Source organism: Bacillus cereus group sp. BfR-BA-01453, assembly GCF_022662915.1.
GTDB lineage: Bacteria > Bacillota > Bacilli > Bacillales > Bacillaceae_G > Bacillus_A > Bacillus_A paranthracis.
Window position 1 is genome coordinate 721,189 of record NZ_JAKUEN010000001.1, and the last position, 12,702, is coordinate 733,890.

Consider the following 12,702-nt stretch of genomic DNA (forward strand, 5'->3'; position numbering starts at 1 on the left):
AGCTGTGTATGTGTAAGTTGGGTGTTTATTTAGTCAAGATATTGTATGAACGAAATGTGCGGGTGGTGAATGAAAATGGGCTTTATTTCACATGTTATTTTAGACTTTTATACAGTGCGTTCACTCTTTATATCCACTTACTTTTCGGTACGCCATATTTGTTCTAGTAATATGCTGACAACTGTACCTACGAACAAACCATTTCCAAATATATATTGTATGACAGACGGCAAGGACTGGAGCGCTCCAGACGGTAAAAACATAACGCCGCTACCAAATAATACTGCAACGCCTAAAATTGTTACATTCCTTTCATTAAGCTCCACTTGTTTTATATTATTTAACCCAATTCCAATTAACTGTACGAAAGAAGCCATTAAAACCGCAGATGCGACAGCGGATGGTAAAGATGCTAAATAACGAATAATACTTGGAAACAGCGACATTACGACTAGTAACATACATGCTAGTAAGAACGAACGTATATATTTTTGTTTCGTTAAACGTATAAATCCTGCCGTTGCTGGTAACGGCACGACACCTACAGTTGAAAATACGGAAGAAATGATGTGTGAAATGCCTCCAACCCACGTTCCATCCTTCAACTGTTTCTGTTCAATAGTCGCTTTTTGAATGGTAGCTTGATTAATCGCTATAATAGCTGCCACTGTATTTGAAACTAAAATACATACCATAACGAAACTTGATACTGCCATACCTGTATTCCATTTTGGAAGTCCCCAAGCAAATATTTGCGGAAGTTGCACAAAATGAGTTACTTGAGATGGAATCGTCACTTTTCCTGCAATGAGAAAAAGAATCCACCCACTAATTAATCCTATTAAAACTGCATAACTTTTGACAAAACCTTTTCCAAAATTAGATAGTATAACAACGAACAAAAATATACTAAACGCGATTATCGCTGTAAATGCATCAATTTGAGAAACAGTAGCAGTAATCCCTAGCATTCCTTTTAGGAATACACCGCTTAATTGTAAACATAATAAAAGTAAAAACGTCCCTGTCACAAGTGGCGTAAATAAAAATAAAATACGTCCGATGAAACCAGTTACTCCTAGTCCTATTAAAATAACACCTGAGATTATCATTCCTAATTCTAAAATTTGCAATGTACTATGTAATTGATCTTGTCCGGCCGTTGCGTAAGCAAGTACAGTAAATACTCCAACCCATGATCCAGCTGGTCCATCTGCAATTGGTAGTCTATGTCCAAGCCATCCTTGTAAAAAAGAAGATATACCAACTACAAAAAATGTACGCTGCATTAAATAAAATATTTCTTCCGTCGTAAGATGAAATAATCCGCCAACGACAATTGGTAATGCGATTGAATTCGCTAATAAAAATATAAACCATTGCAAAGTTCCCATAATATGATTTTCGTTATGTTGATTGTCCAAATTTTTCATCCCTTCTAGCTTCCTTATAAAAAACATATTGTAAGCATAAAAAAGAAGGGTTCTACACTCACAATTAGAACCCTCCCAAAACATTTAAACGATTCCTTTACACAAGATTATTTAATTCCACCTCATTTAAACCCCCAACAACAATATTCCCTTTATGCACGACTAAACGCTTCTCTGTTTGACGCGCTACCGCTTCAGCAGTACATGTTGCATTTGTCAAAACAAAACTCGCTTCATCTCCTACATTCGGCCATGCTCGCTTCCCATCATCGTTTAACGTTTCTTTTCCTCCCGTAATAAAGCGAAGTGCTTTTCCTAACGATCTTTCATCACTCCATCCGAAACGTTCCGCTAACCGATTTGCCTTTTGCAGCATATCACCTGTTCCAAACGGTGACCAATGATCAGTAATACTATCATTTCCTAACGAAACTTTCACACCTTTTTTATCTAATAACGGAATTGGAATTACTTGTTTCCCAATTGGCACCGTTGAAGTAATATCAATGTTTAAAGCAGCTAGTCTTTCCGCCACTTCTTCAGCTTCTTTATCTGTAACACCACCAAGTCCAAGCGCATGACTAATCGTTACGCGACCTTGCCATCCCGCTTCTTCTGTTACACTTGCCAATCTCTTCATCGTAAACGTCCCAAGATTATTCGCATCATGCAGATGAATATCAACGTCCGCATTAAATTCTACTGCGATATCCATAATGGTATGTAATGATTTTTCAATATCATTATCCACTGTAGCTGGATCCACTCCACCGACTAGTTGCGCACCCATACGCATCGCATCTTTCACAAGTTGCACAGAATTACTGCGCAATAATCCATGTTGCGGAAAAGCAACAATTCTACCAGAAACCTGTTTTTTATATGTTTCCAACGCCGCTAACGTCGCCTCCAAATTACCAAGTCCAATAATCGGATCAACATTACAATGCGTTCTTATATTCGTTGCACCATTTTGAAGCAATAACGCTAGCATATTTTCCGCCCTATCTTGAGCAGTTGCTAATTGCTTCGGCAAAATTTTTTCTTCTTCATGAAAACGTGTAAAAATACTTTCTGCTGGCATGCAAGCTTTCCAAGGACCACTATAATACGTCTTATCAATGTGAATATGCATCTCTTCGAAAGCAGGCAAAATTAATAAACGATTCGCATCAAGAATGAGTACCCCTTCCTCTTGAACAGTCCCTGCTGTGATTTTTTTAATTCGCCCCTCTTCAATAAGTAAACTACATAACTCTGTTTCTGTTTTTGAAATTCTCCCCTCTTCATATGCATACCCCGATTCAAGCGTTACATTAGTCAACCAATATACTGTCATCTCTATTTCCCCACCCTTTATTAAAAGTTACGTCTTACTAGAATTTTAATATCAACTGAAAATTAAGACAATTAATATGACTGTTCCTAAAAAAAATGTCATACAACCTCATAGTCTTCTCATAAATTTCCATATAGAATAGAAGTATATAGTTTGCTATAAAAAGGAGTTGATCGTAATATGTCAAAAAAATTATATAAATCCGAAACTGATAAAATGTTATTTGGTGTATGTGGTGGCTTAGGAGAATATTTTGATATTAGCTCTACTCTTATTCGCATACTTTGGGTTATTGCTATTTTATGTTTTGGGACTGGTTTTTTAGTTTATTTCATTTGTTTATTACTTATGCCGCGTTCGTACTAGTGACATTATGCATATACTTAATGGAAATATAAAAAATCACCTATAGCATTCTATAGGTGATTTTTTTACGAAGAATATTTCATCGTTAAATGTAATACTGCCACTTCATCTTCTTCATTCTTATAACTATGTTTCTTATTCGCTTCAAATTGAATAGAGTCAAACTCATTTAATTCGTATACATCGCTTTCTACTTGAATCGATACTTTCCCTTTCATTACCGTTACAAGCTCAATAGCACCTTCATGATGAGCTTCTGGTTCATATATACTATTCGACCTTAAACAAGCACGGTGCATTTCCATACCCGTTTCTTTCGTATAACGGAACATTGTTTCTAAATGCCATGCTTGTCCTACGTCTACTGCAAATCCTTCTCCGCAGCGCGCAACCGCTACAGGTTCTCCAACAACCATCAATCTCGATAAAGGAATGGATAACCCTTTCGTTATTTTCCAAATGACAGCTAACGTCGGATTCGTTTCGCCTCTTTCAATCTTTCCTAATGTTAATTTACTAACTCCTGTTTTTTGGGCTAATTCTTCTAAACTTAATTTTTGCTCATTTCGAATTTGTCTTAATAACTGACCTACTTGCTGAATGACTTCTTTCGTTTGCATATCTTCATGTTCTTTCATCTATAAAACCACCTTGAAATATAAAATAGTTTACTTTTATCTAGATAAAGTATATTATACTATACATAATTATTAAATTCCGAAAGGAGTGCTATACTTCATGCGCGCAATTTTATTAGGCCTTTTATCATCAGCCTTTTTTTCCGCAACTTTTATTATTAATCGAGCGATGAATGTATCTGGAACGAGCTGGGCTTGGACAGCTTCCTTCCGTTTTTTATTTGCTCTCCCTATTTTATTCCTTATCGTTTTATTTCGCAAAAACTTAAGGGGGTTATGGGAAGAATTAAAGAAACATCCATTGGCTTGGATCGGGTGGGGGTCTGTTGCTGGTATTGGTTTCTATTCTTTATTAAGTTTTGCAGCTGTCTTTTCTCCAGCTTGGCTCGTTGCTGGAACTTGGCAAGTTACTATATTAGCAGGCTTACTACTCTCGCCATTATTTTTCGTTAAAATAGAAACAAAATCAGGTACGAAACTTGTACGCGGCAAAATTCCACTTCGTAGTTTATATGTCGCATTATTTATTTTACTTGGTGTAATTTGTATGCAAGCAACTGCTGCAGGTCACATTACAATAACTCAGTTCATTTCAGGTTTTTTACCTGTCGTGTTAGCAGCTTTCTTATATCCGTTCGGTAACCGAAAAATGATGGAACTTGTTGGCGGGCGTCTCGATACATTCCAACGTGTATTAGGAATGGCAATCGGCAGTCTTCCTATAACCATTTTGCTTGGTATATACGGATTTTCTACTACAGGTATTCCAACATCAAGCCAAATGCTGCAAGGATTTTTGTTAGCATTATGTTCTGGCGTTATAGCGACAATGACATTTTTCTTTGCTACTGACTTAGCAAAAGATAATCTCTCTCTACTTGGAGCTGTTGAAGCAACACAAGCTGGAACGATGGTCTTTACCGTGCTTGGCGAAATTGTTTTCTTGAATGGTTCATTTCCCGGCGGGCTTTCCCTACTTGGAATGATTATTATTATGTTAGGAATGGTTGCAAATAGCATTTTAAACCGTTCTGTTCCAGTCGTTAAACAGAAAAAAACAGCATAAAAAAGAGTATGGTTCTATAACAAAGAACCATACTCTTTTTTTATTGTCCCCCTATTTCGCCTTATCAGAATAGTATTTCATTGGCTGTTTATACTAAAACCTATGTTATAATACGTTTCATGCGCAATAATAGGAGGTAAATTATGTTAAAAAAAGCAATCGCTGAATTTATTGGTACATTTGTACTAGTATTATTCGGAACTGGAGTAGCTGTCATTGGCGGCGGAATTGAAGGAATTGGGACATTAGGAATCGCTATGGCTTTCGGTCTATCTATTGTGGCTATGGCATATAGTATCGGAACAATTTCTGGATGTCACATTAACCCAGCAGTATCAGTAGCTATGTTCATCAATAAAAGAATGAACGCTATGGAACTTTGTTATTATGTATTAGCTCAAATTTTAGGTGGTTTATTAGGAACTGCAACATTGGTAACAATTTTACAATCCGCTAAAACACCTTTAGATAATTTAGGACAAAATGGTTTTGGAACTCTTGGTTTATCTGGAGCATTTCTAGTTGAATTTATTTTAACTTTCGTATTCATTTTAGTAATCGTTGCTGTAACAGGTAAAAAAGGAAGTTCTTCTCTAGCAGGATTAGTAATTGGTTTCACATTAGTTTTAGTCCACTTATTAGGTATTCCGTTAACTGGGACTTCTGTTAACCCAGCTCGTAGTATCGCACCAGCTTTATTCGTTGGCGGAGAAGCACTTTCTCAACTATGGGTATTCATCGTTGCACCAATTCTTGGCGGTATCGTAGCAGCTATCGTAGGCAAATTCATTTTAAATACTGAAAAATAGAATTTTCAATATTTCTAAATAAAAAAGGCGAGCCCTCATTATGAGGATGCTCGCTTTTTTACTCTTTCATTTTAGACTTTAAATTTGTAACTAATTGATCTACTGTTACATTTGCAAGTACATTTTCCATCGCTTCTTGCGCTTGCATTAAAATAATTTCTAATACTGATTGAATATTAGCTCCTACTGGACATTCAATGTTGGGATTTTCATGGAAGGAAAATAGCTGTCCTTCTTCTACAACTTCCACTGCTTTATATACATCAAGTAATGTAATTTCTTCTAAATCACGAGCAAGTGTCGTACCACCTTTACCAGCTTGTACATCAACAAGTCCTGCTCTCTTCAACATTCCTGTAATGCGACGAATCACAACTGGATTTGTATTCACACTACCGGCAATCCATTCAGAGGTACAGCGAGAGTTTCGATCTATCGCAAGTAATGTCAGCATATGAACACCTACTGTAAAACGACTACTAATTCCCATCTGCACACCCTCCTTTTTATTCATTCTATTAAAAGACGACTCTTATTATTATATACTATTTTTAATTTATACATAAAGAAAAAGCATGATTTCAATAGGAAATCATGCTTTTCTCTCATTATTGACGCTTTATAAATTTCGCTAAGTCTTTAAATTTCACTTTGTCTGAGTAATTCATTACACCATTTACGTAAATGCGGCTTGTAACAGCACTTAATATACCGATTGTCGCTAAAAGCCCCGCCAATGTTATCATAATTTCTAACATACCAGTTTCGCCAGCTACAAAGCGTGAGAATGTAACCATCGGGGTAAAGAATGGAACATAAGAACTTATAACAACGATAGTACTATTTGGGTCACCTAATGATTTAAGACTTATAAAGAATGCTGCAATTATTAAAATTGAAATCGGTAGCATTACACCTTGCAAATCCTCAGTCTTAGAAACAACCGCACCAGCAGCTGCATACATCATCGCATACAGGAAATATCCTGTAACAAAATAAATTAAGAACATACCGATTATTTTTGCATCTAACTTTGTAACATCAATTACGCCAAATAATGAACCATTTTCTAAATCTATCCACCCTAGTAAATAAGGAACTAAATAACCACATGCTAATATGATAAGTTGCAATAACGCCGTTGAAACAACCGCTAAAATTTTTGCATACATCATCGTAAGAGGTTTTACTTTCGGAATCATAACTTCCATAACACGAGAAGCTTTTTCAGAAGCAATATTCATCGCAATTGTGCTTCCGAACGCAACAATAAACATATATAAAGCGAATATGAAGAAATATGCGATTCCGGCAGAGGCAGAACGATCTTTTATTGCTTCTTGTTTCACGGAAATGTCCGTTTGTAATTGTTGTGCAATTTCTGGTGAAACATTATGCTTAGCAACAGTTACCGCCATATATTGTCCCTTTAAATAACTACCTATAATTGTAGAAGTTGTTTCACTAGCGAACCCATTAAACATATACGTAATTTCTGGAACTCCATTCTTTTCAGTTACACGAAACAAGCCGTCTAACTCGCCTTCTTCTACTTGTTTATGTAGTTTATTGAAATCTTCTTTTGAACCAATTGTTAATTTAGCTGATGGTAATAACTTAGTTAACTCTTCTTTTTGGATTTTATATGTAGAACTCTCTGACACAACTGCAATTTTATCTTTATCCTTATTTTTATCATTATTTGAAGTAAGATGATTGAACGCAAAAATTCCAAAAACAATTAAAAATAAAATTGCGCTCATAATTAATGATTTTTTAGATAAAAATGCTTCTCTAAAATAAAATGAAAATACGTGAGAAAATTTACGCATCGTTATTTCGCCCTCTCTACAAAGATTTCGTTTAACGTCGGCTCTAACATCTTAAATTGTCGTAAGGTAACACCTTGTTCTTGTAATTGTTGTAAAATGTTTAGAGCTTCTGCATCATCTTGTACTCGCACATAAAGAAGGCCTTGTTGTTTTTCATACGATACATGTAAAGATTCTAATCCCTTCTCATTCTCTTCTGTATCTTCAATCGTTAAATTACGGAAACCATATTGTTTTTTAATATCACTTAATTGGCCTTTTACGACTGCTTCACCTTTTTTCAAAATACATACATGTTGGCAAAAAGCCTCTACTTGTTCCATACGATGACTAGATAAAATAATTGTCTTTCCGCTCTGTACTTGTTCTTCAATAATGCTAGCTAACATTCCAGCATTCACTGGATCCAGTCCGCTAAATGGCTCATCTAAAATGAGAAGTTCTGGATTATGAAGAAGAGCAGCAATTAATTGAATTTTTTGCTGGTTCCCTTTTGAAAGCTCTCCTGCTGTTTTAAATTTATATTCTGGTATTGCTAATCGATCTAACCAGTGATCAATAGCAAGATCTACTTCTTTTTTCGTCATTCCTTCTAATCTACCAAAATATCGCAACTGGTCTATTACTCTACTTTTAGTATATAAACCTCTTTCTTCTGGTAAGTATCCTATCGTTACCCCACTAGTCCCAAATGGTTTTCCATCCCATGTAATAGAGCCTTCATTAGGCGTTAATAATCCGAGAAGCATTTTAATTGTCGTTGTTTTTCCTGCACCATTTCGTCCAAGTAATCCTAACACTTCACCTTTTGGTAATGAAATTTGCAAGCTGTTAACAGCTTTTGATTCCCCAAATTGTTTCGTTAAGTTTTGAATTTGTAAACTCAAAGTATAAAGCCTCCCCTTTAGTATCATTCATACTCTCTTTCAAAGACTATGTTTATTCAGGATAAAATATAGCACTACACTCCATCCTCTTATTATGTAGCATCTCTCTAATCCATCATTTGTTTCATTTAGTTAAAATTGTAAATAAAATCACGTGATTTGTCAATTATAATTGTCATTTCGACAATTATAATTGACAAAAAAATTCCCATCATTTTTTCTCATCTTTCTAATATAGGACATACTACTATATATATAAAAGACAATATGCAAATGTTCATACAAAAAATATTATTTTTCGATATATAATATTAACTGGTTTTCTAACATCAAGGAGGGTACATATGAAGATGAAGAGGGGTATTACCACTTTATTATCTGTAGCGGTTCTATCTACATCGCTTGTAGCATGTTCAGGAACACAAGAGAAAACAGTGGCGAAAGAAGAGAAAGTAAAATTAACAGACCAGCAATTAATGGCTGATTTATGGTATCAAACAGCCGGTGAAACGAAAGCACTGTACTACCAAGGATACAATATCGGTCAATTGAAACTTGATGCAGCTCTTGCAAAAGGAACCGAGAAAAAACCCGCTATCGTACTTGATTTAGATGAAACTGTTTTAGATAACAGTCCTCATCAAGCAATGAGCGTAAAAACAGGAAAAGGCTATCCGTATAAATGGGATGATTGGATTAATAAGGCTGAAGCTGAGGCCCTTCCAGGTGCAATTGATTTCTTAAAATATACAGAGTCTAAAGGTGTAGATATTTACTACATCTCAAATCGTAAAACAAACCAACTAGATGCAACAATTAAAAACCTTGAGCGTGTAGGCGCTCCTCAAGCAACGAAAGAACATATATTACTACAAGATCCGAAAGAAAAAGGAAAAGAAAAACGCCGTGAACTCGTTTCTCAAACACATGATATCGTTTTATTCTTCGGTGATAACTTATCTGACTTCACTGGTTTTGATGGAAAGTCTGTAAAGGACCGAAACCAAGCAGTCTCAGATTCAAAAGCACAATTCGGGGAGAAATTTATTATTTTCCCAAATCCAATGTATGGTGATTGGGAAGGCGCTTTATATGATTATGATTTCAAAAAATCAGATGCAGAAAAAAATAAAATCCGCCATGACAACTTAAAATCATTTGATGCAAAATAAAAGAGGATGGCATGTGCCCTCCTCTTTTATTGCATATTTCTCGTTAAAGGTAAAATAAACACTTCTACACGTCTATTTTTCGCTTTTCCTTCTTGCGTATCATTTGGAGCAATTGACCGGTATTCTCCGTAACCAACTGCACTAAATTTTCCTGGTTGTAATTCTTTATTTTGCAGTAATACTTGCATAAAATTAACTGCCCGCTGCGTACTTAATTCCCAGTTCGATGCAAATTGCGCATTTGCAATAGGAACATTATCTGTATGTCCAGATACTGTGATTTCACGAGGTGATGCTGAAACAAGTAAATTAGACATTTCTTTCGCAATACTTAACGATTCTAATTTTACGTCCGCTTTCCCAGAATCAAATAGTACATTTTCTAATATCGTTACCTTCAATCCCTTTTCTGTTAAATCAGTTTTAAAAGAAGAAGATAATCGATTTTCCTCAATATACTTATCAATACCTTTTTGTACCGCTTTTAATTCGTTCATTTCTTGTTGCTTTACTTCAGCTTCAGCATTCTTTTTAATCTTCTCAGACTCTAAACTACTTGCTGATAATTCCTTTTCATCATTTGGCTTCTGATCACTTAAAAATTCTTTGTTACCTGTTCCACCAGCTAATTCACTTCGAAAAGCAACAGCCATCTGTTTAAACTTAGCAGCATCTATACTGCTCATTGCGAATAAAACGATGAACAATGCAAACAACAACGTTAACATATCAGAATAAGGGATTAACCAAGTTTCATCGATATGTTCTTCGTGTTTTTTCTTTTTACTTCTTCTATTTTTTTTACTCCGCATTTTTTTCTGCCCCTTTTTCAAGCTTTTTGCGCTCAGTTGCAGAAAGTGCACCTAAAATGCGGTTCTTCATAATAAACGGATATGTACCTTCTTGTAACATTAATAGACAATCAATAATTAAACGTTTTTTCTCTAATTCAGCTGCAGATTTTTGCTTTAATTTATTTGCAAATGGATGCCATAGTATATAACCTGAGAAAATACCAAAAATCGTTGCAATAAATGCACCCGAAATAGCGTGACCTAACTTTTCAATATCAGTTAAATTACCAAGTGCAGCTACAAGACCAATAACAGCACCTAAAACCCCTAATGTTGGTGCATATGTACCAGCTTGAGAAAAAATTGCTGCCCCCTTTGCATGCCTTTCTTCAATTGCTTCTAATTCAGCTTCTAAAATCTGTTCTAAATCTTCTGCAGATACGCCATCAATCACAAACTTCATACCACGCAAAAGAAATTCATCTTGAATTTTGTCTAATTGCTGCTCTAAAGACAAAATACCGTATTTTCTACTTTCAGATGTCCAATGAACAAACAATTCTAGCAACTGTTCATAACTTAAATCTTTTTTATTAGAACCAAAAAGAACTTTAAATAATTTTGGAATCTTTTTTAATTGATCCATCGGAAATGCGATACATACTGCAGCAAATGTACCAACAAAAATAATTAATGCTGCGGCAGGATTAACTAAGGCCATTACGTCAGCGCCCTTGACGACCATCCCTACAACTACCGCCACTACTCCTAAAATGATTCCAATAAGTGTTGCAAAATCCATTCCCATTCACTCCTAGTCTATACAAGAAGTTCTTTATTCTCGATAATCGCTACATCTTCTTATATATATATATTACATAAAAAATGAATTTCATGAAAGACAAGAAATGAATTATATAAAAAAATACTACAATTTCACACATTTTCTGACATTTCCTTTGCATTTCTATTACGTTACGACTCTTATATTTCTTTTTCATTAAACTAGACTTATAATAAGAAACGATACACATTTTATTAAGAAAGGACTGTGATTACAAGGCATCATGAAAAAGATAATTATTATTTCTGCCACTACTATTGTAATCGGTATCACTTCTTTCGCTTACTTTAGTTCTAAATCACCACTACAAAATAATGCGAAAGCTGTCGAAAGTCAACAGCATAGTAACCACCAAAAAGAAGAGATTCCTGCTTTTCCAAAAGCTGATCATAATGCAAAGAAGCTAGACAATGATTTTTCCGTTGTAACAAATCCAGAGTCTAATCTTGTATTAGTTAATAAACATCGAAAACTACCAGACGGATACACACCTGAAGACTTAACGAGACCAAACGTACCATTTACTAGTCCAAAAGATAAAGAAAAAACATTGCTGCGCAAAGATGCTGCAGATGCGCTTGAAAGTATGTTTGAAGCGGCAAAGAAAGAAGGACTTGAACTTACAGCTGTATCTGGTTATCGTTCATACAAACGCCAAAAATCATTACATGATACATACGTTAGACGCCAAGGAAAAGCTGAGGCGGATTCAGTAAGTGCCATTCCCGGTACGAGTGAACATCAAACTGGTTTAGCAATGGATATTAGTTCAAAATCTGCTAAATTCCAATTAGAGCCTATTTTTGGAGAGACAAACGAAGGTAAATGGGTTGCAAAACATGCTCATGAATTTGGCTTTGTCATTCGTTATTTAGAAGATAAAACAGAAACAACAGAATACTCATATGAACCGTGGCATTTGCGCTACGTTGGAAATCCATACGCTACATACATATATAAACATCATTTAACATTAGAAGAGGCGCTGGAAGACAAAAAATAAGAGAGCAATTTGCTCTCTTATTTTTCTTTCACTCTATCATTGTATTAATTTTTCCTTCCACTCTTCAGGCCACGGTTCGCCTCTTCCCGTTTTTTTCGACGCTTGGACCATCATTCCACGCCCAACTAAACAAACCTCTCCTTCTGCATTCTTCACCATATAATGCAAATCTAATGAAGAATTTCCAACTGATCCCGCTTTTACATACACCTTCAACTGTTCATCAAAATATATTTGTTTAATAAAATTACATTGTAAATCCGCAACAACAATCATCGTTTCTGAAGATTCATGCGTCCATTCTTGCATAAATCCAAGTTCTTTAAACAATGCGATACGCGCTTCTTCAAAATAGGTGAAGGCAACGACATTATTTACATGTCCAAACATATCTACTTCACCAAAACGAACCTTTACAGGATTGTAAAACGAAAAACCACTTTCCCATTGCTCAAAGTCTTCAATATAAGAAATCCTCTTCATTGTTCCCTCTCCTTTTCACTTTGAAATAAACAGAAT

The 12,702-nt window shown here is 35.2% G+C and carries 14 protein-coding genes; 5 read left to right on the plus strand and 9 right to left on the minus strand.

The genetic code is table 11. From position 1 onward, the window contains the following. Positions 1-137: 137 nt before the first annotated feature. Together MR070_RS03810 and MR070_RS03815 are read right to left on the minus strand one after the other, a co-directional pair. Positions 138-1,433 carry a purine/pyrimidine permease gene (locus tag MR070_RS03810; RefSeq protein ID WP_242260561.1) on the minus strand — a complete coding sequence of 432 codons (1,296 nt, stop codon included), beginning with the start codon at positions 1,431-1,433 and terminating at the stop codon, positions 138-140. A 97-nt stretch (positions 1,434-1,530) separates the two neighbouring features. Further along, a complete protein-coding gene (locus MR070_RS03815; RefSeq protein ID WP_242260562.1) occupies positions 1,531-2,772 on the minus strand; it encodes an amidohydrolase family protein in 1,242 nt (413 codons plus the stop codon). 180 nt (positions 2,773-2,952) lie between these two features. Here MR070_RS03815 and MR070_RS03820 point away from each other — a divergent pair, with 180 nt between their 5' ends. Next, entirely contained in the window at positions 2,953-3,138 is a 186-nt protein-coding gene (locus MR070_RS03820; RefSeq protein ID WP_000038792.1) for a PspC domain-containing protein, read from the plus strand. Between the two features lie 65 nt (positions 3,139-3,203). Here the strand turns inward: MR070_RS03820 and MR070_RS03825 are convergent, their stop codons facing one another. Then, positions 3,204-3,776, minus strand: coding sequence for a helix-turn-helix domain-containing protein (locus MR070_RS03825; protein ID WP_000658051.1), 573 nt, complete (start codon positions 3,774-3,776; stop codon positions 3,204-3,206). 100 nt (positions 3,777-3,876) lie between these two features. Between MR070_RS03825 and MR070_RS03830 the strand changes: the two genes are divergently transcribed. Next, entirely contained in the window at positions 3,877-4,842 is a 966-nt protein-coding gene (locus MR070_RS03830; protein WP_242260564.1) for a DMT family transporter, read from the plus strand. A gap of 143 nt (positions 4,843-4,985) precedes the next feature. Beyond that, positions 4,986-5,651, plus strand: coding sequence for an aquaporin (locus tag MR070_RS03835; RefSeq protein ID WP_000913202.1), 666 nt, complete (start codon positions 4,986-4,988; stop codon positions 5,649-5,651). A gap of 58 nt (positions 5,652-5,709) precedes the next feature. Here MR070_RS03835 and MR070_RS03840 read toward each other — a convergent pair whose 3' ends face one another. The 3 genes from MR070_RS03840 to MR070_RS03850 form a co-directional block, all read right to left on the minus strand. Further along, the gene (locus tag MR070_RS03840; RefSeq protein WP_000512998.1) at positions 5,710-6,141 is read right to left on the minus strand and encodes an Rrf2 family transcriptional regulator; all 432 of its coding nucleotides are present in this window, start codon (positions 6,139-6,141) and stop codon (positions 5,710-5,712) included. A gap of 118 nt (positions 6,142-6,259) precedes the next feature. After that, entirely contained in the window at positions 6,260-7,483 is a 1,224-nt protein-coding gene (locus MR070_RS03845) for an ABC transporter permease (protein ID WP_001224962.1), read from the minus strand. Positions 7,484-7,485: 2 nt separating this feature from the next. Next, positions 7,486-8,370: an ABC transporter ATP-binding protein gene (locus tag MR070_RS03850; RefSeq protein ID WP_242260567.1), complete on the minus strand. Its 885-nt coding sequence runs from the start codon at positions 8,368-8,370 to the stop codon at positions 7,486-7,488. A gap of 344 nt (positions 8,371-8,714) precedes the next feature. Here MR070_RS03850 and MR070_RS03855 point away from each other — a divergent pair, with 344 nt between their 5' ends. Continuing rightward, positions 8,715-9,542, plus strand: a complete 828-nt coding sequence (locus MR070_RS03855; protein ID WP_242260569.1) for a 5'-nucleotidase, lipoprotein e(P4) family — start codon at positions 8,715-8,717, stop codon at positions 9,540-9,542. Positions 9,543-9,568: 26 nt separating this feature from the next. On the opposite strand, the gene motB is transcribed toward MR070_RS03855, so the two are convergent. Both motB and motA read right to left on the minus strand, forming a co-directional pair. Further along, positions 9,569-10,354, minus strand: coding sequence for a flagellar motor protein MotB (gene motB, locus MR070_RS03860; protein WP_001256753.1), 786 nt, complete (start codon positions 10,352-10,354; stop codon positions 9,569-9,571). Then, positions 10,344-11,138 carry a flagellar motor stator protein MotA gene (motA, locus tag MR070_RS03865; RefSeq protein WP_000344867.1) on the minus strand — a complete coding sequence of 265 codons (795 nt, stop codon included), beginning with the start codon at positions 11,136-11,138 and terminating at the stop codon, positions 10,344-10,346. The genes motB and motA overlap by 11 nt, the downstream gene beginning before the upstream one ends. A gap of 265 nt (positions 11,139-11,403) precedes the next feature. Here motA and MR070_RS03870 point away from each other — a divergent pair, with 265 nt between their 5' ends. Beyond that, positions 11,404-12,183 carry a M15 family metallopeptidase gene (locus MR070_RS03870; RefSeq protein ID WP_000720208.1) on the plus strand — a complete coding sequence of 260 codons (780 nt, stop codon included), beginning with the start codon at positions 11,404-11,406 and terminating at the stop codon, positions 12,181-12,183. Positions 12,184-12,219: 36 nt separating this feature from the next. Here the strand turns inward: MR070_RS03870 and MR070_RS03875 are convergent, their stop codons facing one another. Continuing rightward, the gene (locus MR070_RS03875) at positions 12,220-12,666 is read right to left on the minus strand and encodes an acyl-CoA thioesterase (RefSeq protein ID WP_000822738.1); all 447 of its coding nucleotides are present in this window, start codon (positions 12,664-12,666) and stop codon (positions 12,220-12,222) included. Positions 12,667-12,702 lie beyond the last annotated feature (36 nt).